General features: G+C 50.9%; 22 protein-coding genes. 11 read left to right on the top strand and 11 right to left on the bottom strand.

From position 1 onward, the window contains the following. The first annotated feature begins 35 nt into the window (after positions 1-35). On the top strand, positions 36-1,520 hold the full coding sequence (locus C0081_RS18370; protein WP_101535320.1) for a helicase HerA domain-containing protein: 1,485 nt from the start codon (positions 36-38) through the stop codon (positions 1,518-1,520). A 191-nt stretch (positions 1,521-1,711) separates the two neighbouring features. Here the strand turns inward: C0081_RS18370 and mnmA are convergent, their stop codons facing one another. Then, positions 1,712-2,887 (bottom strand): tRNA 2-thiouridine(34) synthase MnmA, encoded by a 1,176-nt coding sequence (gene mnmA, locus C0081_RS18365; protein WP_180966964.1) that lies wholly within the window; start codon positions 2,885-2,887, stop codon positions 1,712-1,714. Positions 2,888-3,180: 293 nt separating this feature from the next. Here mnmA and C0081_RS18360 point away from each other — a divergent pair, with 293 nt between their 5' ends. The 9 genes from C0081_RS18360 (at position 3,181) to flhA (ending at position 14,806) form a co-directional block, all read left to right on the top strand. Then, positions 3,181-5,430, top strand: a complete 2,250-nt coding sequence (locus C0081_RS18360; RefSeq protein WP_180966959.1) for a flagellar hook-length control protein FliK — start codon at positions 3,181-3,183, stop codon at positions 5,428-5,430. 22 nt (positions 5,431-5,452) lie between these two features. Further along, on the top strand, positions 5,453-6,133 hold the full coding sequence (locus C0081_RS18355) for a flagellar hook assembly protein FlgD (RefSeq protein WP_101535317.1): 681 nt from the start codon (positions 5,453-5,455) through the stop codon (positions 6,131-6,133). Between the two features lie 281 nt (positions 6,134-6,414). Continuing rightward, positions 6,415-6,687 (top strand): CtrA inhibitor SciP, encoded by a 273-nt coding sequence (sciP, locus tag C0081_RS18345; RefSeq protein WP_101535315.1) that lies wholly within the window; start codon positions 6,415-6,417, stop codon positions 6,685-6,687. Between the two features lie 381 nt (positions 6,688-7,068). Then, positions 7,069-8,706, top strand: a complete 1,638-nt coding sequence (fliF, locus tag C0081_RS18340) for a flagellar basal-body MS-ring/collar protein FliF (protein ID WP_101535314.1) — start codon at positions 7,069-7,071, stop codon at positions 8,704-8,706. Positions 8,707-8,714: 8 nt separating this feature from the next. Continuing rightward, positions 8,715-9,776 carry a flagellar motor switch protein FliG gene (gene fliG / locus C0081_RS18335; RefSeq protein ID WP_101535313.1) on the top strand — a complete coding sequence of 354 codons (1,062 nt, stop codon included), beginning with the start codon at positions 8,715-8,717 and terminating at the stop codon, positions 9,774-9,776. A 105-nt stretch (positions 9,777-9,881) separates the two neighbouring features. Then, complete coding sequence (locus C0081_RS18330; RefSeq protein WP_101535312.1) at positions 9,882-10,844, top strand: FliH/SctL family protein; 963 nt, start codon at positions 9,882-9,884, stop codon at positions 10,842-10,844. A gap of 53 nt (positions 10,845-10,897) precedes the next feature. Beyond that, a complete protein-coding gene (gene fliN / locus C0081_RS18325) occupies positions 10,898-11,185 on the top strand; it encodes a flagellar motor switch protein FliN (protein WP_245418001.1) in 288 nt (95 codons plus the stop codon). A 14-nt stretch (positions 11,186-11,199) separates the two neighbouring features. Then, positions 11,200-12,573, top strand: coding sequence for a sigma-54-dependent transcriptional regulator FlbD (gene flbD / locus C0081_RS18320; RefSeq protein ID WP_101535310.1), 1,374 nt, complete (start codon positions 11,200-11,202; stop codon positions 12,571-12,573). Positions 12,574-12,643: 70 nt separating this feature from the next. Then, positions 12,644-14,806, top strand: a complete 2,163-nt coding sequence (flhA, locus tag C0081_RS18315; protein WP_101535309.1) for a flagellar biosynthesis protein FlhA — start codon at positions 12,644-12,646, stop codon at positions 14,804-14,806. A 58-nt stretch (positions 14,807-14,864) separates the two neighbouring features. On the opposite strand, the gene C0081_RS18310 is transcribed toward flhA, so the two are convergent. From C0081_RS18310 to fliI, 4 genes are all read right to left on the bottom strand, one after another. Further along, positions 14,865-15,299 (bottom strand): paraquat-inducible protein A, encoded by a 435-nt coding sequence (locus C0081_RS18310; RefSeq protein ID WP_210200559.1) that lies wholly within the window; start codon positions 15,297-15,299, stop codon positions 14,865-14,867. Positions 15,300-15,367: 68 nt separating this feature from the next. Then, positions 15,368-15,904 carry a menaquinone-dependent protoporphyrinogen IX dehydrogenase gene (gene hemG, locus C0081_RS18305; protein ID WP_101535308.1) on the bottom strand — a complete coding sequence of 179 codons (537 nt, stop codon included), beginning with the start codon at positions 15,902-15,904 and terminating at the stop codon, positions 15,368-15,370. A 272-nt stretch (positions 15,905-16,176) separates the two neighbouring features. Beyond that, positions 16,177-16,590 carry a flagellar export protein FliJ gene (gene fliJ / locus C0081_RS18300; protein ID WP_101535307.1) on the bottom strand — a complete coding sequence of 138 codons (414 nt, stop codon included), beginning with the start codon at positions 16,588-16,590 and terminating at the stop codon, positions 16,177-16,179. A 12-nt stretch (positions 16,591-16,602) separates the two neighbouring features. Then, the gene (gene fliI / locus C0081_RS18295) at positions 16,603-17,934 is read right to left on the bottom strand and encodes a flagellar protein export ATPase FliI (RefSeq protein ID WP_101535306.1); all 1,332 of its coding nucleotides are present in this window, start codon (positions 17,932-17,934) and stop codon (positions 16,603-16,605) included. Between the two features lie 369 nt (positions 17,935-18,303). Between fliI and ctrA the strand changes: the two genes are divergently transcribed. Continuing rightward, a complete protein-coding gene (gene ctrA, locus C0081_RS18290; protein ID WP_101535305.1) occupies positions 18,304-19,005 on the top strand; it encodes a response regulator transcription factor CtrA in 702 nt (233 codons plus the stop codon). 246 nt (positions 19,006-19,251) lie between these two features. On the opposite strand, the gene C0081_RS18285 is transcribed toward ctrA, so the two are convergent. From C0081_RS18285 to chpT, 6 genes are all read right to left on the bottom strand, one after another. Next, positions 19,252-20,199, bottom strand: coding sequence for a CheR family methyltransferase (locus C0081_RS18285; protein WP_101535304.1), 948 nt, complete (start codon positions 20,197-20,199; stop codon positions 19,252-19,254). Next, entirely contained in the window at positions 20,196-21,449 is a 1,254-nt protein-coding gene (locus tag C0081_RS18280; RefSeq protein ID WP_101535303.1) for a protein-glutamate methylesterase/protein-glutamine glutaminase, read from the bottom strand. Before C0081_RS18280 ends, C0081_RS18285 begins: the two co-directional genes overlap by 4 nt. A gap of 30 nt (positions 21,450-21,479) precedes the next feature. Further along, positions 21,480-21,845: a response regulator gene (locus tag C0081_RS18275; RefSeq protein ID WP_101535302.1), complete on the bottom strand. Its 366-nt coding sequence runs from the start codon at positions 21,843-21,845 to the stop codon at positions 21,480-21,482. A 32-nt stretch (positions 21,846-21,877) separates the two neighbouring features. Next, positions 21,878-22,366: a chemotaxis protein CheW gene (locus C0081_RS18270; RefSeq protein ID WP_101535301.1), complete on the bottom strand. Its 489-nt coding sequence runs from the start codon at positions 22,364-22,366 to the stop codon at positions 21,878-21,880. Continuing rightward, a complete protein-coding gene (locus C0081_RS18265; protein WP_101535300.1) occupies positions 22,363-25,167 on the bottom strand; it encodes a hybrid sensor histidine kinase/response regulator in 2,805 nt (934 codons plus the stop codon). Before C0081_RS18265 ends, C0081_RS18270 begins: the two co-directional genes overlap by 4 nt. 236 nt (positions 25,168-25,403) lie before the next feature. Continuing rightward, a complete protein-coding gene (gene chpT, locus C0081_RS18260) occupies positions 25,404-26,096 on the bottom strand; it encodes a histidine phosphotransferase ChpT (protein ID WP_101535299.1) in 693 nt (230 codons plus the stop codon). Positions 26,097-26,178: the final 82 nt, after the last annotated feature.

Here is a 26,178-nt window from a genome sequence, read left to right as displayed (position 1 = left end):
ATGTTCGGAACATACCAAAGGACAAAAAACCAAAAATGACCGTCAGCATTGATCTGGGGACCATAAAATTGGGCCAACCGGCGCACATGGATCTCGAAGAATTACTGGCAACGCGTCTTTTGGTGCAGGGCAATTCCGGGTCGGGCAAATCCCATTTGCTACGTCGCTTGCTCGAACAGAGCGCCAAATGGGTGCAACAGATTGTCATTGACCCCGAAGGAGATTTTGTCACCTTGGCCGAGAAATACGGCCATGCGGTGGTTGATGCCGTCGGCACAGAAGCCGATCTCAGCATGATCGCTGCCCGTGTACGTCAGCACCGGATCTCTGCGGTTCTGAACCTCGAAGGCCTGGACGCAGACCGGCAAATGCGCGCAGCTGCCGCTTTCCTCAATGGCCTGTTTGATATTGACCGTGACTATTGGTATCCCGCCCTTGTGGTGGTCGATGAAGCCCAACTGTTTGCCCCAGCTGCAGGCGGCGAAGTCAGCGAGGAAGCACGCCGCACTTCGCTCGCTGCCATGACCAACCTGATGTGCCGTGGTCGCAAACGCGGACTGGCAGGCGTAATAGCCACACAACGCTTGGCAAAGCTGGCAAAAAACGTCGCTGCCGAGGCATCCAACTTCCTGATGGGTCGAACTTTTCTCGATATCGACATGGCCCGCGCCGCTGATTTGTTGGGACTCGAGCGTCGTCAGGCCGAAACATTCCGCAACCTTGATCGCGGCCATTTTGTCGCGCTCGGCCCAGCCCTTTATCGGCGCTCAGAAACCGTCAAGATTGGCGCAGTTGAAACCTCAGCCCGCTCATCCAGCCCCAAATTAATGCCGATGCCAGAGCTAAACCGCGAGAATTTTGATGACTTGCTGTTCAAGCCCGGCACAGGCGATGAACCAAGGCGGGCTATTGCCCCCCCTACCCAGACAACCGAGCAGGTCCTGCATCAGTTAGCAACCTTGCGTCTGGATGAAAAATTTGCGGGAGAAACAGAACCTCAGTTGGATCTGGATCCAGGTATTAGCGCACAAGAACGCGACGAAATCCTGCATGCGATCCTTGTGGACTTATTGGCAGAGCCTGAAGCCGCTTTCCAGCCAGTATCTGTGCTTTATCAGGATTTTCAAGTCCGTTGCCGCATCGACAAAAGCTTCAAAACCACACCGGATTTGCAGGAGTTTCGTCAACTGCTCGCCGTTGCCCGCGCTGGTGTTGATGAAATAGAAGAATCCCTCGACGAAGACCAATGGAAACAGGCGGGAACCATCGCAGACCAGTTGCCCGAGGATATGCGCGGCGTGTATCTCTTGCTGTCAAAGGCCGCCTTGGGCAAAAAGCCTTGCCCTACCAATTTGGAACTGGCCACCGCCTATGGCACGCGCTCTCCGTCCCGCGCCCGCTTCCTCCTCACCTATATGGAAGAACGCGGTTTCTTGGTGTGCGCCAACGATCTGCGCGGCAACCGCATCGTCACCCTAAAGGACCTCGGCATCCAAACAGAGCCCGGGAGCCCGGATTGAGATCTGAAACAGCCATTGTGCTTTCTCATTGGCCAATCCAAGCGCCACTCAAAACAAAACGCACGGCATAAAAGCCGTGTTAGCCCGCGCGTGGCCAGCGCCATCCCAGTCACCCCGACAAACAAAAAGGCCAACCCGTTAGGGTCGGCCTTTTAATAATCATTTGATTGAAAATGCTTTATAGGACTGCCCTATTCAGCAGCAGTGCCAACCACATCGGGGATAGCCACATCGGTCTGGGTACTGGCGATCCATGCCCCACCCCAAAGCTGGGCCTCCGGCTCGATACCGCTATAGAACACGCATGCCTGACCGGGGGCAACACCCTCTTCGCCATCCAAAAGCTCAACCTCAAAACCACCGTCTGCCTTTGCATAGAGCAAGGCTTGTTTTGGCGGACGGGTAGACCGGACCTTAGCATAGATTTCCATGCCGGTTTCAGGAAACTCTGCAAAGGTCTGAGGCCCTAGCCAGTTGACTTCACGTAGCTTTAACCGGCGCGTCACCAACGCTTCGCGCGGCCCGACAATCACCTGTTTGCGCACGGCATCCAGCTTGACCACATAAAGTGGATCGCTTGATGAAATACCAAGGCCACGCCGCTGGCCAACCGTATAGCGAATGATGCCTTTATGCTCACCAAGCACACTGCCATCAATATGCACAATATCGCCCGGCTCCGCTGCACCGGGATGCAGCCGCTCTATTACATCTGTATATTTGCCTGTCGGCACAAAACAAATGTCCTGACTGTCCTGCTTGTCAGCCACGCTCAAACCAAGTTCCCGCGCCAAGGCACGGGCCTCAGGCTTAGGCATACCACCCAGAGGAAAGCGTAAAAAATTGATCTGATCCTGAGTGGTCGCAAAAAGAAAATAGGTCTGATCGCGATCTTCGTCGGTCGGTCGGGTTAGCACCCGCCGGTTACCAACTTGCTTGGAAGCAATATAATGCCCCGTCGCCATCGCGTCGGCACCAAATTCTTTTGCGGTTGCCAGCAGGTCTTCAAATTTGACCGTCTGGTTGCATGTCACGCAAGGCACAGGGGTCTCCCCTGCCAGATAGCTTTCGGCAAAGCGATCAATCACCGCTTCTTTGAAACGGCTTTCATAATCCAACACATAGTGCGGTATATCCAGATGCTCGGCCACACGGCGCGCATCTTGAATATCCTGACCAGCACAACAGGCACCGGTCCGGTGCATTGCCTTACCATGATCATACAGTTGCAGGGTCACGCCAATGACGTCATACCCCTGGTGTTTCAGCAAAGCTGCAGTGACCGACGAATCCACTCCGCCAGACATAGCAACAACAACACGGGTGTCTTCGGGGCGACCAGGCAAATCGAGACTGTTCAACATCAATCGATTCCATTCTGTTATTTCTATCGACAGCCGCTCTGGTCCTCTTTGTTGAGCTGCCGACACTACATTTGGCTCTTATATAGCGTCTTTGGGCTGATTTGAAAGCACAAATGGGAAAAATCATTGGATCAGCTCGGCAGTTTTTGCCATAGCACGGCAATTTCTGACCCTTGCGCATCATAACATCCATCCAACAAACAACTCAAGACATTGATATATATATATAATTTATAAAATAATTTCTGGCACAATTCTTGAATACTTATCATCAACACTGCGCAGTGAGGATGATAATGGTATCTCAGTATTCTGGCTTGATCGACACAATAGCCACCCCTTCGGCACCGGCACCCCGACAACAAGCTAGCCGTGCGAGCGTTGCGTCGTCTGCGAATTTCGAACGTCATCTAGAAAATAGCAGCACATCGAAGCGGCAACAGCATGATTCAGGTGCTACGTCCAAGTCGCATACACTTCAGGAGCCTGTGCGCAATGACAAGAGCAAGAAAGATGCGTCCCAAGTAAAAGAGGCGCCAATCGGTGCCTCGATAAACCAGCGCCCTGACCCAAAAACCGATACAACGCATCAGGCTCAGAATGCCTCTGAACTGAATCCAAACGGAAATTCCAAACAACGCGCGATCAATGCTGAAACAGAGCCGACACCACAATCCACAGAATCAGAACCGGTGAATGACGGTGTCAACGCGGACACAGGGCTCATCGGCGGCATCACTGCGGCATCAAACACCCAGACTCAAGCAACCGCCGCACAGCAAGGCGATGGTTCGATCACATTGCCCATCACAATGGGTAATGATGGACAAATTCTGGCTGCGGTGGATGCTTCTGATTCCTCGGCCCAAGGCGACAGCACGACCGTACCAACGATTCAGGCCGACGCAAATGTCAAATCGGCTTTGTCTGGTGGACAACCACTATCGTCTGAAAATCGATTCAAAACAACGACAGAGGTTTCTGGCGCTCCAGCGGAGTTAGAAACAAGCTCCCTCCCCAAAAAAAACGGGCACCAGCCAGAGCGTGCTATTGCTGACCAATTGGCCCAAGGCCTCAATTCAGCCAACGGCGACGTACATGCAGCGGTTCCTGCACAGCCAGTGACGGCCTCTTACCTGACGCCGAGCCAATCACCCTCCAGCGTAGAAATTAACATGCCGCAGCCTGCGCCGTTTTCCCAGAATACAGAGCAATCTCCGATAGGCGAAGGTATCAAGGACGCTCCAGACCTCACGATGCTTCAAGCAGGAGTGGCCTCCACTGACATCGGGGACGCAGGCGCGATTCAGCAACCAGATCAACCGCCCGCAATCGCAGATCTCACGGCCTCAGTACAAGCCCCTGCTCCAGATATGACAGAGAGCGAGGCCAACATCCAAAGCAAGATGCAGACGAGCGAAACACAAACGCCCCCTATTGAAGCCAATGGGACCGGGCGATTGGATGAACAGACAATTCCTAAAGCGACACTCTCTCAGCGAGAGACCATTGATGTTGCCCCAACTGCGGCTGAAATGGTGCCGAGCGAGGGCCCAGAGCAACTGCCAACTGAACAGGCCAACGTTCAAACAGCTATCAATTCGGCAGTTGGTACAGACACACTTGCACAGCCTCAGCAGACAGAGGCACCAGCCCGAAAACCGACAGGAAAGTCAGAGGCAAAATCGGCGGAACAATCTGGTGTACAAACCATAGCAACGTCAGCACAGGCCCAGAAATCGCAAACAGCGACAGCAGCCAGCTTGCAAGCCAGCACAGCCCCAGTAAACACAAACGGTTCTGATGGATCGACGACAGATGAGCAATCAACTGGTCAGAAATCAGCGGGACTGTCGCAGCCCGATGCAACCGCAAGCACAGGCGAGCAAAACAAACCAGCACCAAGTCGCGCGCCCAAAGGCGAGGCTTTCTCCAAAATGATGGCGCAAGTCGAGGGACAAACCGGCTTTAAAGATCTGGCCATGCAATCGGACCAAACCATAAAAATGGACGCAAGCATTCCAATGCAGGGGGAGGCCTCTACAGTTCGGTTGACCGGCATGGAGAGCTTCACGCGGACAGGCCAAATTCCCCAACAAGCAGTAATGGCCAACTCGCAGGCACTTGCCGCACAGATTTCGAAATTTGCGGGAAAAGGCGAGACCCGATTTGAAATCAGGCTAGACCCGGCAGATTTGGGCAAGGTGGATGTGCGCCTGACCATCGGGTCTGATGGCCAAACCCGCGCACATATGTTTGTAGAGAAATCAGAAACACTGGACTTTCTAATGCGCGACCAGCGCACACTGGAAAGAAGCCTACAACAAAGTGGGTTGACGCTAGACAAACAGGGCATGGAGTTCTCGCTGATGGATCAGGGAGGCAAGGGACAACAAATGGCGCAAAACGGCAATGAGCCGTTCGATCAGGAGGCTGCAAACAACGCCGACAAACGCCCAGTTGAAGACGTCCCCACCCCTTCCATTCTTGAGCCTCAGCATTCGGGCGCCTATGTCGCCACGAACGGGCTCAACCTCGTAATTTGATCGCTTTTTCGGAGAGCTAAACATGACAACCATCGGATCTATTACATCCCAAGCTGTTAGCGCAGGCACCACCGATCAAGCAGATTTGATTGGAAACTACGAGACCTTTCTGACACTTCTAACAACACAGCTGCAAAACCAAGACCCAATGGAGCCAATGGATTCCAGCCAGTTCACAGAACAACTGGTTCAATATTCCGCGGTGGAACAACAGATCAAATCCAACGAACAACTGGAAAATCTGGCATCCATGATGACGTCATCAAACGCGTTGGGTGTATTGAATTTCGTTGGCACCACGGTAACAATCAATGGGTCCCAAGGCTATCTATCGGATTTTGGCAGCACAAATTTTGCCTTTTCCACCAGCGAGAAAGGCACCGCCAACATCACGATCCGCAATGAAGCGGGCGAGATAGTATCCTACCAGCCAGACGTGTCCATTTCGTCAGGAGAACAATCCTACAAATGGGATGGTACCGACGGATCTGGCAACCGTATGGGCAAAGGCACCTACTCCATTCAGATAGACGCCAAGGATGAGGACGGCAACGCCTTGAGCATCACGAGCGATACCACTGGCGTTGTCGAAAATGTTGATCTTACATCCAGTGAACCCATGTTGTTGGTAAATGGCCAGAAGGTACCAACCTCTCAGATCAAATATGTAGGCACCTCATCGACAACAACAACAACAAGCTGATCAAAGCAAAATCCTAAAGAGCGCCAAACCTTTGCCCAAGCCGATTGCCCCAATCCTTGCATTGTGCAACTGATGGCGTTCTTTGTTCGTTATAGTTAATAAACTGGCAATCTTTAAAAGCGATGTCATTTCAGGCTTTTGCCCGCAGATTTTCTCATTCTGCAAAAACCACTCCAATTTGATAAAAATGATTACCAAAGTGTATCCAGAGGCTTAGTCCTTTTTTAAAGGCATTGTTCTATTCTCAACTGTGATGAGGTCAGGTTGAGTGTGAGAGTACAATGACCGATCAAGTACGTGCGAGAGTAAAATATGTCATCGGCCCCGATGGGAGTCCTTTGACCGTGGCTGATCTTCCACCCGAAAATACAAGACGGTGGGTTATCAGACGCAAAGCCGAAGTTGTTGCTGCTGTTCGTGGCGGCTTGTTAAGCTTGGAAGAGGCTTGCCAGAAATACACTTTGACAGTTGAGGAATTTCTCAGCTGGCAAAGTTCCATAGATCAGCATGGTCTGGCAGGTTTGAGAGCGACGCGAGTTCAACAATATCGGTAAGAAAAATTCATCTCGGAGTAATCCGAGCTGTTGACTATATTGAAAAGGTCGAGGGCTTCCCTCGACCTTTTTTTATTGTTCGGCATACACATCAATTCCGGGCCAAAAAACAGATTTTTAGAACGAAGCATTGTCAAAATTGGCAAGGGCCTTTTGTTTGAAAAATAAATGTCAACGCCCCCTCAAGCGCTTGTCAAACGGCGTTATACAAAGCGCAGCGCACAAATCTCCGGTTTTTCCCAAAAAAAATGTCCAATATACAACCCCATTTTGCGGCATTAACCATCTGTTAACCACTTCCTTAACACCTTGTTAACCATCACCTAGGAAAATATTGCCTAGTGATTTGTTTCTGTCCCTAAAAGCGGCAAGGTTAGTAGTGTGAACGGCATTCTCGATTTCCTCAAAACGCTTGGTCCTACCCGGATTGCGGCTATGGGTGTGGTGACCGCTGCTTTGGTGGGTTTCTTTGCCTTCATCATGGTGCGCGTTGCCGAGCCAACACTCTCCCCGCTCTATACCGACATTTCCTTTGAGGACTCCATCCAAATCAGCAAATTGCTTGAAGCACAAAATGTGGTCCATGAAATACGCAATGATGGCGCCGTCATCCTAGCTCCCAAGGACCAAATCCTGAAGCTGCGCATGCAAATGGCCGAAAGTGGCCTGCCAAACGGCGGCAACGTCGGATATGAAATTTTTGACAAAAGCGAAACCCTGGGCACCACCAGCTTTGTGCAGAATATCAATCACCTGCGCGCTCTTGAAGGCGAGCTCTCGCGCTCCATACGCACCATTCGCAACGTGCGTCAAGCACGAGTACATCTGGTCCTACCGAAGCGCCAGCTATTCAAACGCGAGCAGAAAACGCCGACAGCCTCCATCGCGGTCAAGCTTCAGGGGAGCCTCAACGATTCTCAAATTCAGGCAATCCAGCATTTGGTCGGTTCGGCCGTTGAAGGCCTTGAGCCACAGAATGTAACCATTATCGACGGCAAGGGACGCTTGCTCGCTTCTGGTCGGGGCAATGAGGATAATTTCCTCTCCGCTCGCATAGATGAACGCCGGATGCAGATGGAAGGTCGCCTGCGCGATCAAGTTCAAGATATTGTATCCTCTATTGTAGGACAAGGTCGCAGCCGTATTGAAGTCACCGCGGAGATGGACTTCAATAAAGTGACCGAAACATCGGACACTTTCGATCCGGACGGACAAGTCGTTCGCTCAACACAGACCCGCAGCGAAGAGGCCAACAGTCAGGAAAAAGAATCCAACGACGGTGTGACAGTGGGTAACGAACTGCCTGGCGCAGCCGACAATCAGGGCGACGCGGCTGGCCGTCAAGAAGCCACCAACGTCACTGAAGAGCTCATCAATTATGAAATCTCGCGCAAAACCACGACAGAAGTTGTGCAGGGCGGACGGATCTCGCGGTTATCTGTGGCAGTTTTGGTGGACGGTGCTTATGAGAAAAATGCAAATGACGAATTGGTCTATCAGCCACGCTCAGCAGATGAACTTGAACAAATCGCCACACTCGTTCGTTCTGCTGTTGGTTTTGATCAGGGGCGCGGCGACAAAATTGAAGTCATTAACCTTCAATTTGCAGAAGGTCCAGAGTCAGTCTTCGATGACGCTGGCGAGGAGCTCTTTGCCTTTACCAAAGACGATTATATCAGAATAGCAGAACTCGCGATCTTACTGATCATGACATTGATGGTTCTTTTGCTGGTCGTGCGCCCCTTGATGAAACGCATGTTCGAAAAACCGGAAAAAGAAGAAGAAGCAGAGGCAATCCTTGGAGCAGACGGTGTCGTAATGATCAAGACAGAGAATGGGGAATTGATCCCTGCTCCTGAGAATAATGATCCAAAACATCCGACCATGCAGGCCATTGAGCATGCGCAAATGCAGGGAGCCCTGCAATCCGACACCCTGATCAAAGTGGGTGAAATGGTTAAAGACAACCCTGAAGAAGCTGCGAAAATCATTCGCCTTTGGCTTCAAGACGCGGCGTGAGGTAAAAAATGGCAGGCAGTGCAATAGCCAATTTGGCAAATCCGGGTGCTTCGGTCTCCGTTAACAACGAAGAGCGTGAACTGGACGGTGCCGAGAAAGCAGCCATTCTTTTGTTGGCGCTTGGCGACGATTATGGTGGCCCTATCTGGAGCCGGATGGACGACATTGAGATCAAACAGGTCTCTATCGCCATGTCCAAACTGGGTGGTATCACGCCCAACATGATGGATAATCTTGTTGTTGATTTTGTGGCCCGCTTGTCTTCCAAAGGCGCCGTGAACGGCAATTTCGACTCCACAGAGCGGCTATTGAATTCATTCCTGCCAGCAGAGCGCGTCAGTGTCATCATGGAAGAAATTCGCGGCCCAGCTGGTCGCAACATGTGGGAGAAGCTCTCCAACGTACAAGAAAATGTTCTGGCCAATTATCTCAAGAACGAATATCCGCAAACCGTGGCGGTCGTATTGTCCAAAATCAAGTCCGACCATGCGGCGCGCGTGCTGTCCATTATGCCGGAAGATTTTGGCCTAGAGGTCATCAACCGCATGTTGTCGATGGAAGCGGTGCAGAAAGAAGTTTTGGAAAAAGTTGAACAGACCCTCCGCGTCGAGTTCATGTCAAACCTCTCCACCACCCAGCGTCGTGATGCCCACGAAGTAATGGCCGACATCTTCAACAACTTTGACCGACAGACTGAAGCAAGACTGTTGGCTGCTTTGGAAGAGCAGAATCGCGAGTCGGCAGAAAAGATCAAGCAGTTGATGTTCACCTTCGAAGATTTGGCAAAACTGGATTCCACTGGCGTTCAATCCTTGCTCCAGAATATCGAAAAAGACAGCTTGGCACTGGCTCTCAAGGGCGCAAACGAAAATATTCGCACCTTGTTCTTCGACAACATGTCCGCACGCGCCGGAGCCATGCTGCAAGAAGATATGGACTCCATGGGTCCGGTTCGCCTTCGCGATGTAGACGAGTCACAAGGCGCTATGGTCAACATGGCCAAAGATCTGGCGGCTCGCGGCGAGATTATGATTTCCAAAGGCAACGGCGAGGACGAGTTGGTTTACTAGACCACCGATCAGATCATCCTGATCAACAAACAACAGATTCGGTCCTAGTTGGACCACCACCAAACCGCCATTGGCAAGACCACTTGGCAAACCGGACAGGAACGTATGTCACAGGCCGCTCGTTATCTTTTTGATCTGGATTTCTCCGCTTCCCCAGAGCCGGAGTTTGAGGAAGAGGTCGAGGTAATTCCGCCCGAGCCGATGATTACGGTTGCGGAACATGAGCGTTTGCTTGCGGCCGCTGTTGAGCAAGCGCAAGCACAGGGTGAAGCCAAGGCACAAGCAAATCGGGAACAACTCGCCAGCGAAGAAAGCCTGCACGTCCAGAAAAAAATACTCGATGAGACCACTATGGTCTACACTGAAGTGGGGCTGTTAATGCAGCGCTTGGAGCGTGATGCAAGCAATCTGGCTTTCGCATTTGCCTCCCGCTTTGCTGAAAAACTGGTTTCCCAGGAACCCAAAGCAGAGATTCAGGCATTGTTGAACCAAGTATTAGCCCCTCTGCGCAAAACACCTCACATTTCGATCCGGTTAAACGACGCCGTTGCTGAAGACATAAGCACCAAGGTCAACGAACAGATGGAAGAGCTGGGCTTTGAAGGCAAGCTGTCCATTCTGCCTGATGCAGCGGTCATGCCTGGCGATTGTGAAGTGGAATGGGCGGACGGCGGCATTGGGCGAAATCTACGGTCCGCCATCCGGCAAGTCGAACAGTTGCTCGAAGATCATTTTGCCCATGTCCCCGAGACAGAAGAAGATCAAGAAGACGAAGTGAACGATGCGCCTGAAGACAGCTCCACTGAAGATGTATCAGACGATGCACACACCATGACCGAGCCTCAAAGCCAAGACCAACAGCCCGAACAAACCCAATCTTCGGACGCAGATCGAGACGACACGCAAGACGGCACAGCATTGCCCACCCCGTCAGCACTCAGAACGTCGCCCGACTTGGAAGCCCCGATGGACGCAGTGTCCCAAACCAACCAACCGCCAAATGCCGAGCCTGAAGCAGAACCAGTCGGTCAGCTTGCCCGGCAGGAAACAGTGGGAGACACAGTATGAGCGATGAAATAGAAAACAACGGCATCCCGCTGCAGGAACAGAATATTCAAACCATGGATCTGCCAACCGGATCTAAAACAGAAAACGTGCATCGAAACGCAGCGGATCTAGAAGCCGTTTTTGATGTACCCGTTCGTGTTTCGGCAATTCTTGGGCGGGCAAAAATGCCGGTCAGTGAATTGCTTGAATTGGATGTTGGCAATGTACTCGAGTTGGACCGCAAGGTTGGTGAAGCCGTCGACATCTATGTCAACGCCCGACTGGTCGCGCGCGGAGAAGTCGTCCTTGTCGAAGACAAACTCGGTGTCACGATGACCGAAGTTATTAAATCAGAGAAATAGGCTGGGAGAATATCATGCGCCTTCTAATTACCGGTATCCTGAACGGCCAACTTTCTCAGGCAACAAAAATTGCTTTGGATCGTGGTGCTCAAGTTTCCCATGCGGATAGCATCGAAATGGCTATGAACCATCTTCGTTCTGGCCGTGGTGCGGACATTATGATGGTCGATGTCAAATTGGACATCGCCAGTCTTATTTCCGCGCTTGAAACCGAACATATCACGTTGCCCGTAGTGGCTTGCGGTATCGAAAATGATGCCCGTGCCGCTGTGAATGCAATACGTGCCGGTGCCAAGGAATATATTCCTCTGCCGCCTGATCCAGAAATCATTGCTGCCGTTTTGGAAGCGGTGGCGAAGGATCAGGGAGAGCTGATTTATCGCGACCCTGCCATGGGCAATGTTGTGCAGTTGGCAAACCAGATCGCTCCCAGTGATGCGTCTGTCTTGATCACCGGAGAAAGTGGCACCGGCAAAGAAGTCTTGGCGCGCCACTTACACAGCCATTCCCGCCGCGCCACACAACCATTTGTATCGGTTAACTGCGCTGCCATTCCTGATAGCCTTCTGGAATCTGAACTGTTCGGCCACGAGAAGGGCGCCTTCACGGGGGCTGTAGCAAGGAGGATCGGCAAGTTTGAGGAAGCCAACGGCGGCACTCTACTGTTGGACGAAATTTCTGAAATGGATATCCGTTTGCAGGCCAAACTGCTGCGTGCCATTCAGGAACGCGTCATCGATCGGGTTGGAGGATCCAAATCCGTACCTGTCGATATCCGCATCATTGCAACATCCAACCGAAATCTGTCGGATGAAGTACGCAATGGCAAATTTCGCGAGGATTTACTCTATCGCCTCAACGTCATCAATCTGCAAATCCCACCATTACGGGAACGGCCACAAGATATCGACCTGCTAGCGGCCCATTTTGCCGACAAATATGCCCAAGCCAATTGCCTGCCCCAGCGCAAGCTGGGTTCCGATTGTGCGCGGCATTTGCACGCCAGCACTTGGGATGGCAATGTCCGTGAACTGGAAAACACCATCCACCGCGCCGTTCTATTAGCAACAGGCACGGAAATCGGCGCAGAGGCCTTGCGCATGCCCAATGGAAGCCGCATGGATCAAACCATTATCGGCTTGGCATCCGGCCCCGTGGCTCATGCTGTCATCGCAGCAGAGGGGGTCACCAGAAATCTGGTCGGTCGCACGGTGTCCGAAGTGGAACAGGAGCTCATCCTCGAAACCCTGGATCATTGTCTGGGCAACCGCACCCATGCCGCCAACATTCTGGGCATCTCGATCCGCACCCTTCGCAACAAACTCAAACAATATTCTGAAGAAGGCGTCCCAGTCCCTCAGCCTGGTGAAGGGCGCATTGCCAGCTAACCTTCCGCCTGACCCCAGGATGAAAGAACAACACCGTGATTGAGTTTAGTATAGTGCACAGGATGATCGCATGAGTGATGTAGACGCGACAGTTGCAGGCACAGCAAGCGCAGATGCCTCGGCCTCTCCTGCTGCACCAGCCGGTCCATCGCCGCTGGATCATCTGAGCAATGTAGTTTCGTTCCTTCGCCATGGCGATCTCGGCTTGGCTGTGGGTGTAATCACGATTCTCGTGGTCATGATCCTGCCTTTGCCTTCCGCCTTTATGGATATGTTTTTGGCGATCTCGATCATCTTCTCCGTCCTCATCCTGATGACTTCGCTGTTCATCCGTGCACCGTTGGAATTCTCTTCATTCCCGACCATCCTTTTGGTTACCACCATGCTAAGGTTGGCGCTAAACCTTGCGTCAACGCGTCTAATTCTGGCCAATGGGCATGAAGGAGCAGGGGCAGCTGGCAATGTTATCGAAGCCTTTGGCAACTTTGTCACCCGAGGCAATTTTGTAATCGGTGTGATTGTTTTTGCCATTCTGGTCACAGTCAATTTTGTCGTCATCACCAAGGGTTCTGGCCGTATCGCGGAAGTCGCCGCCCGCTTCACCTTGGACGCCATGCCCGGCAAACAAATGGCCATTGACGCCGACCTGTCTGCGGGCCTCATAAACGAACAGGAAGCCAAACAACGCAGGACCGATCTGTCGGATGAAAGCGCCTTTTTCGGGTCCATGGATGGCGCATCGAAATTTGTGCGCGGTGACGCCATCGCTGGCCTGATCATCACTTTTATCAACGTAATCGGTGGCATTGTCATCGGGGTTGCCCAAAAGGACATGGCGTTTAGCGACGCGGCACAAGCCTACACATTGCTCACCATCGGTGACGGTCTGGTCTCTCAGATTCCGGCCCTTATCGTTTCCACTGCTGCAGGCATTCTGGTTTCCAAATCCGGCGTCAGTGGCTCGGCAGACAAGGCTCTGATGCGCCAGCTCTCTGGCTATCCCAAAGCGCTTGGCATGTCTTCCGCCGTCATGATCATTATGGCTTTCTTGCCGGGCATGCCATTGGTTCCCTTCATGACACTTGGGATTGGTGCAGGATATTTGGCCTATAAAGCCAGCAACAAACACAAGCTTGCAGCTCAGAAAGTAGTCGCCGACAAACTACAAGTCGAGCAGCGCGCAGCTGAACCGCCCGCAGAAGAGCCAATCAGCCAAGTTCTAAAAATGGACGAACTGCGCCTCGAACTCGGCTACGGTTTGATCAGCATGGCCAACGGCGCTGACTCCCAAGCCTTGACCGATCAAATCAAAGCCCTGCGTCGTCAGTTGGCCTCTGAGATGGGATTTGTCATGCCCGCCGTCCGCATCATGGACAATGTTCAGCTCCACGCCAACGACTATATTTTGAAGGTCAAAGAGGTCGAAGTCGGACGCGGCGTTGTCTATCCCAAGCAATTTATGACCATGGATCCATCAGGGGCCGACATCTCGCTCCCCGGTATACAGACAACCGAACCGACGTTTGGATTGCCCGCCACGTGGATAGATGGATCCCTGCGCGAAGAAGCAGCTATTCTGGGCTTGACCGTCGTCGACCCGGCCACGGTTATTTCCACCCATCTGACCGAAATCATCAAAGCCAACATGGATGAGCTTCTGTCCTATGCCGTGGTCCAAGGGCTGCTGGATGAATTGCCCGGTGATCAGAAAAAACTCATCGACGATATCGTGCCAGGCCAAATCACGGTGTCTGGTATCCAGCGCGTGCTTCAAAGCTTGCTTTCCGAGCGCATTTCTATTCGCGATCTGTCCTCAATTCTTGAAGGCATTGCTGACGCATCAGGCTTTACCCGCTCTGTACAGTCGATGACAGAGCATGTTCGCGCCAGACTATCGCTGCAGATTTGCGCCAACCATCAAGCACCCGGTGGTTATTTACCAATCCTGACGCTGTCTCCCGCTTGGGAGCAGGAGTTTAATAATGCTTTGATTGGTGATGGAGACGAAAAGCAACTGGCAATGGCACCAAGCAAACTTCAGGAATTTGTCGGCCTGGTGCGAGACGGCTTTGAAGATGCCGCTCAAATCGGCGAGATTCCAGTGCTTCTCACCTCTCCGGGCAATCGCCCCTATGTACGGTCCATTATCGAACGCTTCAGGGCTCATACAACCGTGCTGAGCCAAAGTGAAATCCACACCCGCATTCGGCTTAAAACAGTCGGCTCAATCTAGACTCTGACGAAAAATAAACGGCGACAAACCTTTAGGGCAGCGGACTTCGGTCCCTGCCCTATTTTTTGATCATAGCCGATGCGACGACCGATGCGAGCGTCGCGGTGCCATATAGCCAGATCCCCGGCATTGCTGACGCTTGAGCGAGCCCACTTGTCTTCGCCGAAAAGATCACCAACGCAACCAGCAAAACATCCATCATAGACCACTTGCTGGCGACATTCAGAAGCGCCAGAGAACGCGATTTTTTGCCGCGATAGGCCACCACATGCAGCAACATGATTTTTGTTGCAGGAAAGAAGACAGAGAATATTCCAACCACAAGTGCCAGCAGCTTTTCTTCTTCTGCCCACAACCCTTGTAAAATGCTCATAAGCGACGGCGTTTCGGTGAAAAACAACAAGCGATCCAGCGACACCAATGGCATCGTCAAACCAAGCCCGAAGGAAAATGCCGCGATAGCCAGCAGAAAAGGCAAAAGAAACGACGTCAAGAGCACCCCCGATTGGAACAACCCGCACCAGAATGGCGTCACGGTCGATATCAAGAGCACTAGCCCAGTTACACCAATGTTGCAATCTCGTCTGCCAGATCATTCACCTGTTGCCAATCGGTAAACTCAATGCAAGTGGTTGGGTCCGTCGGGCCTTCGGTCATTCTCATGATGAGCTGAATCATCACTCGGTCAAACCAACGATAATTCGGGTAATCCAGTTTTCCAGCAATGGATGCAGTCAGAACCGGCGCAAGTTTATGCCTCTGCACCCATTTGCGCAGATAGACGCTGGTTTCATAAGACCGTTTGTCCGGTTTGCGTGCAGTCAGATTGATCGACAACATCACCAGCGGCATTTGAACCAAGCGCGCAGCATTACACGACAAGAACCGCTCGGCTGTGGCAAGAGGATGCCCATAACGAATGGCAGCAGCCACAACAACCACGTCAGACTCATCCAACACGGCCCCATCAGGAGGCCCCGCCGCAAGATTTATCACCTCAACCTCAATGGAATAGTTGACCAAATGAAGAGCAATCTGACGTGCAATACTAGCCGTTTGCCCATCCTGACTGGCAAACACGATCGTGATCTTCGGCATTGACTGACCCACCACTCAATTCAACGGTACTCTTGCAGCAAGCACTCCCAGCATCATGATTGAAAACACGATTGAAATGGGCACCGGTTAAGCAGCAGAAAGCCGTCGTGTTGAAAGGCTCACGTTTAAAGAGCGCCCACCACCAAATCGACGCACAAAAGGGCGCCAGATCCACTCAAGCCAACAGGCTGAGCGAATCTGGTGAAAAGGAGTAGCAAGAAGATGGCTAAACGCCATCCAGAAGATATCATACAAGTTAGCTGTAGCAGCCGTTAGCGGCGTCTGCGACGTCCGATCATTGTAAATTCATCAAGCTCTTCTTGCTCAGCTTGTTCCTGAGCCGCCTGTTCGCGTTGATGATCGCGCTCTTCGAGCTTTTCGACCTTTTTCAACTCACCTACCGCTTCGCGCAGAAGGTCCTGTGCCCGCTCTAGCTGCTCGTTCAGATCTGCAATCGAAACAAGAAGATTGTCTTTGCGCTGCATGGCAGCTTTGGCAAAAGTTGGATAAGCAAAATGTCCGATATCGCTAATACCAGCCTTTTGCTCTTCTACCACAATTTGATTATCAAGATCACGGATCATTCCTTCGAACTCTGTGACCATCAATTCAATCTGACCAACCTGACGACGCTTTTCATCTACTTGAAAGCGTTTCAGTCGGATGAGACTTTCGCGCGACTTCATACTCAATACTCCTTAAAGCCCCGAATTATCCTGCTTACCAACAATAGATTCGAGCATCTTATATCCCTCTTCAATGCTGGTTGCGTCCCCTTTGCGTTGCGAAAGGAAGGCTTCCAGTGGTTCATGAAGAGCGATTGCCAAATCCACTTTTGGATCGCTTCCCTGTTTATAAGCTCCCAATCGGATCAATTCTTCCATATCCGAATAGGTCGCCATATGCTCCCGAGCCTTTAATACGCATGGCCAATAGGCCGGATCGGCAGCTTTTGGAAGTGTACGCGAAACAGATTTCAAAATGTTTATCGCCGGGTACCTTCCTCGTTCCGCAATGGCCCTTTCCATAACAATATGACCGTCCAAAATACCCCGGACCGCATCTGCCACAGGCTCATTGTGATTATCACCTTCCACTAAAACAGTAAAAAGACCTGTAACAGCCCCCTCATTTTTTTCACCAGGGCCCGCTCTTTCCAGAAGTTTCGGTAATTCGGCGAAAACAGTGGGTGTATAACCCTTAGAAGTGGGTGGTTCACCCGCCGCCAAACCTATTTCGCGCTGTGCCATGGCAAACCGGGTGACCGAGTCCATCATGCAAAGAACTTGTTTACCATCTTCGCGAAAAAATTCTGACAAAGCCAAAGTAAGATAAGCCGCTTGCCGACGCATCAGGGCCATTTCGTCGGATGTCGCCACCACTACGATTGAGCGTTTCAGTCCCTCTTCACCCAAATCATCCTCGACAAACTCTTGCACCTCGCGGCCACGTTCACCAATCAAGCCAATGATATTGACTTCTGAGCTTGCATTTCGGGCGAGCATAGAAAGAAGAACCGATTTACCAACACCAGATCCGGCAAAAATCCCCATGCGCTGGCCCTCACATAAGGTAATAAAGCCATTCAACGCACGGACTCCCAAATCCATAGGTCCACCAACGCGCATGCGTTTGTGGGCCGCAGGTGGCTTTTGGCGCAGCGGCACCGCTCTGTGCCCTCGGGGCAAAGGACCCTTGCCATCGATAGGTTGGCCAAATGCATTGACCATACGCCCCAACCATTCATTGGTGGGGCGTATAAGAGTGGGCCCGTGCAGAACCGCCCGGCAGCCCAACCGGATGCCTTCCAGCTCAGAATAGGGGAGGCACATCGCGCGATCACTAGAAAAACCAACCACCTCGCATTGAATTGGCTCGCGACCATCGGCTTGTATTGTCAGCATCGACCCGACACTCATTTCGAACAACGGCCCCGCAACTTCAACCAAATGCCCCTGAATCGATGTCACTCGACCGTAAGCATGCCTTGAAGAGACGTCATCCAGCTTCCCGATAAGATTCTGTACCATTGCCAAGCCCTTAATGATTCTTTCCTATGGTAATGATTCGTTTACCTGATTGGTTAATTATTATCCCACGGGTTTTATAGGGGTAAATTATTCCTAGTAGTTCGAGCTGATTGTTGCTGAGTCACGAGAGTCACTTAATAATGTTTCTTAAAGTGAAACATTAAGAATGGCGGTGGGAACATTTTTCCTATGATTCAATAGCATACCAGTTTTTTTTGTTAACTTATGAACCAGGGCTTGCATGATGGAATCAGTTTTTGTTAACCATTATGTATTAGCCTTAATAACTGGGATGATAATTTGGTCCTTAGCAGCTGCGAGAATTGCAGATTGCTCCGAGCCCAGGAAAGGCAAAAGAAGGGGATTGGCATGCGCGTTTTGCTAATTGAGGACGACAGCGCCACAGCGCAAAGCATCGAATTGATGCTGAAGTCTGAAAGTTTTAATGTCTACACGACCGATTTGGGCGAAGAAGGCATTGATCTTGGCAAGTTGTACGATTACGATATTATTCTTCTGGATCTTAACCTTCCGGATATGAGCGGATATGAGGTGCTTCGCACCCTTCGCGTTTCCAAGGTGAAGACTCCTATACTTATCTTGTCCGGTTTGGCCGGCATTGAAGACAAGGTTCGTGGCCTTGGCTTTGGCGCCGATGACTATATGACCAAACCGTTCCACAAAGATGAGCTGGTCGCACGCATCCACGCTATTGTGCGACGCTCAAAAGGTCATGCCCAGTCGGTTATCACCACTGGCGAATTGACCGTCAATCTCGACACCAAAACCGTGGAAGTCCAGGGTCAACGTGTCCATCTGACGGGCAAAGAATATCAGATGCTTGAACTTCTGAGCCTACGTAAGGGCACCACCCTTACCAAGGAAATGTTCCTGAACCACCTTTATGGCGGCATGGACGAGCCAGAGCTCAAAATTATCGACGTCTTCATCTGTAAGTTGCGCAAAAAACTCGCAACTGCAACCGGTGGACGCAATTACATCGAAACGGTCTGGGGGCGCGGTTATGTTTTGCGCGAACCGGATGAAGAAACGATGAGAGAAAGCGCTTAACCCGATCATCATACGCGATGGTCTAACAGCGTGGCGGGCTACCAAATCCCTACCCACGCGTTATGTGGACAAGGCATTCCGATCCCAATATTCAAAAGGCCACCCTCGAGGGGTGGCTTTTTTTATGTTCGGCAGCGATTAAAAAGTCGCATTTGCATGTTCCCGCCGAGAACAAAACAAAAGTTAATCAAATAAAAACCGCATCGAACAAGCCGACGCGGCTTTCAAGAAACAACGAAATGTAGCCTACCGCCGACCACCCGGAATGGATGAAAATCGCGGTGACAATGCCGGTTTATCTGTTGTCGTCGATGGTGTGCGAGATGCAAAACCACCAGTCGACGCTTCGCGTTTCTGCAAAGAACCAACCGCTCCATCAGCATTCGCTCTGGTCTTGGCATACAAACCTCGTTTGCCCGCGACCGATTGGAATGAAGTGGTTAGTCCGACCACAGTTTCAGCAGCCCCGAGAAGCAGATGTCCATCATCCGGCATCTGCTTGGCCAACCGCTGCATAATATCCGACTTTGTCGCCTGATCGAAATAAATCAGAACATTGCGACAAAAGATGACATCAAATTGCCCCATAGACGCAAAGCTATCGAGAAGATTGAAAGGCTTGTAAGTCACCATCGAGCGAATGTCTGGAGCGATTTGCCACATTTCGCCATGCTGCGTGAAATATTTCAACAACAACTGTACAGGCAGACCTCGTTGCACTTCAAACTGGCTGTAAAATCCGGCTTTGGCTTTTTCCAGTACGTCTTGCGAAATATCTGTTCCAATAATCTCAAAACTCAAACCGCCCAGTTTGGCTGCATTTTCTTTCAAACACATTGCCAAAGAATAGGGCTCCTGCCCTGTGGAGGCTGCAGCACACCAAATTCGCACGCGCCCACGTTGGCGTTTTTGAACCAGATGCGGAATAATGGTGTCAACGAAATGATCAAATGGCGTTTTGTCGCGAAAGAAAAACGACTCATTGGTGGTCATTGCTTCAACCACCGCAATTTGCAGTTTACGTTCTCCGAAGCTGCGCAATTTGCCGATTAAATCTGAAATTGTCTCCAACCCCGCTTGACGGGCAATCGGCATCAGACGGCTTTCAATCAGATACTGCTTGTCGTTGGAAAGAACCAGACCTGACTTTTCTTTCAAGAACCCCTGCAAAAAGGAATAATCTTGTGGCGTCATGCTCGTTCCCCTCTAAATATGCGCATCACTTTTGAACCGATTTGATTAAGAGGAAGGACCGCAGAGCAAACACCGGCATTTGCCGCGGCCCCTGGCATTCCCCAAACCACACTGGTTGCTTCGTCTTGCGCGATAATGCTTCCGCCCGCATCAACAATATATTGCGCCCCATCCGTCCCATCATGCCCCATACCGGTAAGGATCACGCCAAGAGCCGCTGCACCATACACATTCGCAGCGGATTCAAAGAATGGATCGACGGCAGGTTTGCAAAAATTAACAGGCGCATCGTCAGTCAGTTTGATTGCCGCCTGCCCCGCTTGCTTGACCAACTCCATATGCTTGCCACCTGGCGCAACATAGATATGTCCATTTTGAACAATCTCACCATGCTGCGCTTCCGCTGCGGGCATTCCTGACGCACGCGCCAGATGATCTGCCAAAATAGCAGTAAAGGTCGCTGGCATATGCTGGGTAATCAAAATAGGCGTAGACCGCATTTGAGGACCAATTTCTTGCAACAGTTTTTCCAAAGCCTGAGGCCCGCCGGTTGAGCTACCGATCAAAAGCGCTCGAGGGCGTGCAGAACTGAGCTTGCGAAGGGTAATTCCCCCTCCTGCAGCAGAAATCGCTTTTACCTGCGTGGCTGCAACTGGTGTTACATTCGTAGCCCCTCTCGGACGCGATGTGTCATCGGTCGTAAACGCTGTACGACTTTGTGGCGCTCGTGCACTAGAATGAGTAGCTGTGGCGCGGGGCGTAGTAGGACGCGACGCACGAAAATGCAAAGCTGCAACGTCTCGCATACCACCGAGGGCCTTGATCTTGTTGATCAACTCGGTGCGAAAGTCTTTTGATGTTGTGATTTGGCTATTGGATTCGGGTTTCGGCACATAATCTGTGGCACCTAACGACAAGGCGCGCATACTAATCTCTGCGTTCCTGCGCGTCAGTGTTGATGCCATAATCACTCTGGTGCTTGGATATCCCTTCAACAACAGTGGCAAGGCTGTCAAACCATCCATATCTGGCATCTCGATATCAAGAACCACGATATCAGGCCTGGATTTGGCTACATCTTCAACAGCCAAACGACCATTCCGGTGGGATCCCGCCAAAACAAGAGCAGGGTCTTCGCTAACCCATCGCCCAATCAGCCCTCGGATGACGACAGAATCATCGACAACCATCACTTTTATCGGGTTCGAAGTGGCTCTCGAAACCGTCGCATTTGCGGACATCAAACCCATCACTCATACTCACTACTAAGGCTCTATTCTTTAAATCAGGCCAACTTCTTGAAGCTTCGCTTCAACAATTTCCCGATCAAAAGGTTTCATGATGTATTCGTTAGCCCCCGCACGAATCGCTTTGGCAATATGCGCAACATCATTTTCCGTTGTGCAAAAAATCACCTTAGGGTTGGATCCCCCATCCAACTTTCGTAACTCAACCAAGAAATCAAGGCCGTCCATGACAGGCATATTCCAATCAAGCAAGACGGCATCTGGCATTTGTACAGCACAACTGTCCAAAGCCTGCTGACCGTCTTTGGCCTCTGTGATCTCAAACTCAAGGTCTTCTAGAATGCGACGCGCCACTTTGCGAATAACACTGGAATCATCAACGACCAGACAAGTCTTCATTTTTCTACTCCAAAGGCCCCATGTTGAGGCCGTTAGGCCGCAACATTCGTGGTTACCATATCGCCAAGAACACGATCAACATCGAGGATCACCATCAAATTATTCTCAAGACGGTGGACACCTGCAGCAATATCGGCCCAGCGCGGATCCAAATTGCTAGGTACAGCTTGGCGGCTGGATTCTGACAAATCCAGAACTTCGCCTACACTATCGATAATCAAACCGTATGACTCTTCTTTAAACTCGATCCCGATCGCCATCAGGCTGCCTTCGGTTTCGAGCGGACCAAGGCCAAGCCGTTTGCGCATGTCGATGGCTGTTACGATCCGACCACGCAAATTCAGTACACCGGCAATCTCGGCCTGCGACATAGGCACGCGAGTGACAGATTCAGGCACGAAAACGTCATGTACACGACTGATTGGCAAACCGAAAAGCTGATCCGAAATAAAAATGGTCACATACTGGATGGTTTCATCCAGATTGTCTTTTTCCATTTCGCTTACAAATTGGTTGCTCATGCTGCAACTCCCAATTCAATATGTTGTTCTTTCAGCGAAGCAATCAAACCAGGACGATCAAACTTGGCAACATAGTCGTTAAACCCTGCCCGACGACCGCGTTCGATGGCTGCAGGTGTGCACAATGAAGACAAGGCGATGATCGGAATATCCCGCGTTGCAGGCTGGCGACGAATGGCCTCGCAAAGTTCAAAACCATTCATTTCTGGCATCTCGATGTCGGACACGACGACTTCATAACTTGGATCGCGCTCAAGGACAGAAAGGGCTTCAGCTCCACCAGAGCATATGGTCACGTCGTACCCGGCCGCTTTCAATACCGGTCCGAGCATGTTGCGGAAGAAGCTTGAGTCATCAACAAACAGAAGTTTTTTGGACAACCGATCCTCGTCGCCCATTTCCTTGCGATGGAACCAATCTTCAAACGCCTGAGGCAGATAGTGCCCGACGTCAATAATTTCGGTTGCCTTGCCTTTGATAACGGCAGTGCCCAGCAAGCCAGGAATCTCGGAAGACACTTCGATATTGAGTTGCTCGTCTACAATGTCGACGATTTCATCCACGACCAAGCCCATTGAGCGGCCTGTATCGGAGAATACCAACATTGGTTGAGATCCTTCGGTGCGACGTTGTACAAAGTCATTGACCTGAATGAGCGGCATCAGGCTACCACGATATTGTACCATGTCCCGCCCGTTGGAGAATTCGATCTTGTCGATCGCGAATTCTTCCAAACGCGTAACCAGAGACAAAGGCACGGCTTTGGGTTCGGACGATCCAGCGCGGAAAATCAACAACGACACTGTATTTTTCTCTTCTGGCAGGGCTTCCTGTTCGGTTTTTTGAATATTGGACTCAACGTCAGTCCCAACATGACTACCGAAGGCTTGGGCGACACCGTTTGGATCGAGAATCATAATAACAGAGCCGTCACCCAAGATGGTATTACCGGAGAACAGCGTCAAATTACGCAACATTGAAGCCATTGGCTTGACCACGATTTCCTCTGTGTGGAAGACAGCGTCAACCACAACACCAAAGGTCTGAGGTCCAACCTGCATGACAACAATGAAACCATTGTCATCCAGTTTCAACTCTTCATCATTGCGCCCTTCGATACCCAGAAGATTGCTCAAGTGGATCAGAGGCAGCAGCTTATTGCGCAGACGCAGAACCGGTGTATCTTTGATACGCTCGATCTTGTGTTCGGAGTTATTCTGCACCCGAACCAGCTCGACAACAGACAGCTGAGGAATGGCAAATCGATCACCGGATGCCTCAACCAACAGAGATGAAACAATCGCCAGAGTAAGCGGAATCTTGATAGAGAAAATAGAGCCCTTACCAGGAGTCGATTTCAAATCGACAGAACCACCAATTACCTCGATATTGTTGCGGACAACATCCATACCAACGCCGCGACCAGAAACATTGGTCACTTTTTCGGCTGTAGAGAAACCAGCAGCAAAAATGAATTTGTTGATCTGCTGCTCAGACATTTTCTCAATTTCAGCTTCAGTAGCCAGCTCATTTTTGAGAATTTTGTCTTTGACTCTTTCGGTATTGATGCCACGTCCATCATCTTCAATATCGATGATGATATGACCGCCTTCGTGATAGGCCGAAAGGGTAATTGTGCCTTTGGCAGGCTTACCCATCGCAACACGCTCGTCACCCATTTCCAAACCATGGTCAGCCGAGTTGCGGACCATGTGGGTTAGCGGATCTTTAATAAGCTCCAGAACCTGACGATCAAGCTCTGTGTCCTGACCGATCATCACAAGATCAATGTCTTTATTGAGATCGTTGGCAAGGTCACGCACCACCCGCGGCAGCTTCTGCCAAGCGTTACCAACCGGCTGCATCCGCGTCTTCATGACGCCCTCTTGCAATTCCACCGTAACGTTGGATAGGCGTTGTAAAGGCACCTTGAATTCGGAATCTTCGTGACGACGAACAATTTCAAGCAACTGATTGCGCGTCAACACCAGTTCGGAAACCATGGTCATCAGATGCTCAAGCGTCTCGACATTCACACGAATGGACTGATTAGCAACTGATTTGGTTTCTTTGTCGGAAGCCGCCTTAGGCTCCTCTTTTTTCTTCACTTCAGTCTTCGCGACCACCTTGGTGGCGGGCACCTTGCCAGCACGTTTTTGGGCAGCGGCATCGGCAACGGCTTGCTCGGCAGCTTCTTTAGCGCTCTGAGCAATATCAAAATCTTCTGGTCCCTCTGCATCGCGAAAGGCGCGTTCCAAATCATCCAGCGAGACTTCACCCGCTTTAAGCTCACGTTCAATGACTTGGTATACTTCGCTGCCACTCTCACTTCCAGCAGGCGCGCTGGCTTCGGCGACCTCAATCTCTTCTTCGGCAGGCTCCGCGACTGCATCAACCGCCGGCACTGCATCCAGACCAGCATATTTGCCAATTCCAGACAATCGATCCAATTGATCAATCAAGTCTTCGTCGAGGCCTTCGGGTTCCGTCTCATTGGCCTCTAGCTCGCTCATGATTTCTTTAATGCGATCCAACGACAACAAGATAATGGAGACAGATTCGCCAGTCACCGACGCACCATCTCTGAATTTTCCCATTAGAGTTTCGGCGGCATGCGCCAAGGCCTCGAGCCTTGGTAACCCCAAGAAACCACAGGTCCCTTTAATCGTATGTACCAATCGAAAAATATTATCGAGAATCTGAGCATTGTTGGGTTCTTGCTCAAACTTTACTAGCTCAACATCAACGACGTCGAGACTTTCGTTTGTTTCCTCGATAAATTCGCGTAACAGATCATCCATGGCCAAAACCCTGATTCTTAACGGAAACCAGTCTTTAAAAAAGACAGCTATTCCGTCTGAGTTTCGGGCCAAACCGTTAATTTAAGCTGAAACAATTTGCATAAATCAAAAGTTAGCGAGCAATAACTACCTAACTGGCGTTCTTTCAGGCCTGTTTCGACGGAAACTAGGCCTGAAATACCAGAAATTCAAATAAAGCAGCCATTTTCGAATGAAGCTGCGATTATTGAAGTGTCTCAGGAAGGTTGGGCAACACCAATCATGTCTTCCGCAGCTGGAATATGTACCGGCTTGGCTATGATGGTAATAGTGTCATCAACCCAATCAAATGAAAGGTCGGTTTTTGATTCCCGTGCCAATAGTCCAGTATAATAGGGTTGAATGGCATGCGCATCAATGCCGTGGTCATCTGCAGGTCTGCCACGCAACAACCGATCCAGGCTGGCAGGAATACGAGCATTTTTACCCTCACATACCAACGTGAATGTAGGATACCGTGCATCCCCAGCCAAGGACACCTTGATGGTACCACCTCTGGGAATTGTCGACCCACCGATAAGAACCAAGTTGAGAAGCAGTTTTACAAGATTCTTTGGCATAAGAACCCGTGTGCCTTCCCATTCAAGTTCAGCTTTCTCGCCAGCCATAAAGTTGCGTGCAACACTTTCCGCATCGCCTGTATCAATCTCAGCACCAGCAGAGCCCGCGGCACCAAATGCCAACCGTGCAAACTGTAGTTTGGCCGATGCCGTTCTGGCGCTTTTGGTGATCAATTCCATCGCAAACGCGCGCATCTCTTCGCCATTGTCTTCTTCGATCACTTCAAGACCATTGGTGATCGCACCAACAGGGCTAATGATGTCGTGACAAACACGGCTACACAAAAGAGCGGCCAAATCCATAGAAGAAAGAGTATCGATACCAGTCATTGCATCCTCGAAAGCTTTGGCACCACGTTAGAATCACTTCAGTGTCAGTCGCCCCCCCTTACGAGTGCACACTGATCACAAA

The sequence above is a fragment of the Cohaesibacter celericrescens genome (assembly GCF_002866925.1).
Taxonomy (GTDB): domain Bacteria; phylum Pseudomonadota; class Alphaproteobacteria; order Rhizobiales; family Cohaesibacteraceae; genus Cohaesibacter; species Cohaesibacter celericrescens.
The sequence above is the reverse complement of the archived record's forward strand: the minus strand, read 5'-3'. Positions and strand labels throughout refer to the sequence as shown.

Bases quoted from the DNA above. Each gene is read 5' to 3' on its own strand.
- fliJ (WP_101535307.1), bottom strand. From the start codon at position 16,590: ATGAAGTCGCGCGAAAGTCTCATCCGACTGAAACGCTTTCAAGTAGAT.
- fliG (WP_101535313.1), top strand. From the start codon at position 8,715: ATGGCAGGCAGTGCAATAGCCAATTTGGCAAATCCGGGTGCTTCGGTC.
- C0081_RS18280 (WP_101535303.1), bottom strand. From the start codon at position 21,449: ATGGGTTTGATGTCCGCAAATGCGACGGTTTCGAGAGCCACTTCGAAC.
- fliI (WP_101535306.1), bottom strand. From the start codon at position 17,934: ATGGTACAGAATCTTATCGGGAAGCTGGATGACGTCTCTTCAAGGCAT.
- C0081_RS18360 (WP_180966959.1), top strand. From the start codon at position 3,181: ATGGTATCTCAGTATTCTGGCTTGATCGACACAATAGCCACCCCTTCG.
- fliN (WP_245418001.1), top strand. From the start codon at position 10,898: ATGGATCTGCCAACCGGATCTAAAACAGAAAACGTGCATCGAAACGCA.
- flhA (WP_101535309.1), top strand. From the start codon at position 12,644: ATGAGTGATGTAGACGCGACAGTTGCAGGCACAGCAAGCGCAGATGCC.
- C0081_RS18285 (WP_101535304.1), bottom strand. From the start codon at position 20,199: ATGACGCCACAAGATTATTCCTTTTTGCAGGGGTTCTTGAAAGAAAAG.
- C0081_RS18265 (WP_101535300.1), bottom strand. From the start codon at position 25,167: ATGGATGATCTGTTACGCGAATTTATCGAGGAAACAAACGAAAGTCTC.
- flbD (WP_101535310.1), top strand. From the start codon at position 11,200: ATGCGCCTTCTAATTACCGGTATCCTGAACGGCCAACTTTCTCAGGCA.
- C0081_RS18275 (WP_101535302.1), bottom strand. From the start codon at position 21,845: ATGAAGACTTGTCTGGTCGTTGATGATTCCAGTGTTATTCGCAAAGTG.
- C0081_RS18370 (WP_101535320.1), top strand. From the start codon at position 36: ATGACCGTCAGCATTGATCTGGGGACCATAAAATTGGGCCAACCGGCG.
- C0081_RS18355 (WP_101535317.1), top strand. From the start codon at position 5,453: ATGACAACCATCGGATCTATTACATCCCAAGCTGTTAGCGCAGGCACC.
- chpT (WP_101535299.1), bottom strand. From the start codon at position 26,096: ATGACTGGTATCGATACTCTTTCTTCTATGGATTTGGCCGCTCTTTTG.
- C0081_RS18330 (WP_101535312.1), top strand. From the start codon at position 9,882: ATGTCACAGGCCGCTCGTTATCTTTTTGATCTGGATTTCTCCGCTTCC.
- sciP (WP_101535315.1), top strand. From the start codon at position 6,415: ATGACCGATCAAGTACGTGCGAGAGTAAAATATGTCATCGGCCCCGAT.
- ctrA (WP_101535305.1), top strand. From the start codon at position 18,304: ATGCGCGTTTTGCTAATTGAGGACGACAGCGCCACAGCGCAAAGCATC.
- hemG (WP_101535308.1), bottom strand. From the start codon at position 15,904: ATGCCGAAGATCACGATCGTGTTTGCCAGTCAGGATGGGCAAACGGCT.
- C0081_RS18270 (WP_101535301.1), bottom strand. From the start codon at position 22,366: ATGAGCAACCAATTTGTAAGCGAAATGGAAAAAGACAATCTGGATGAA.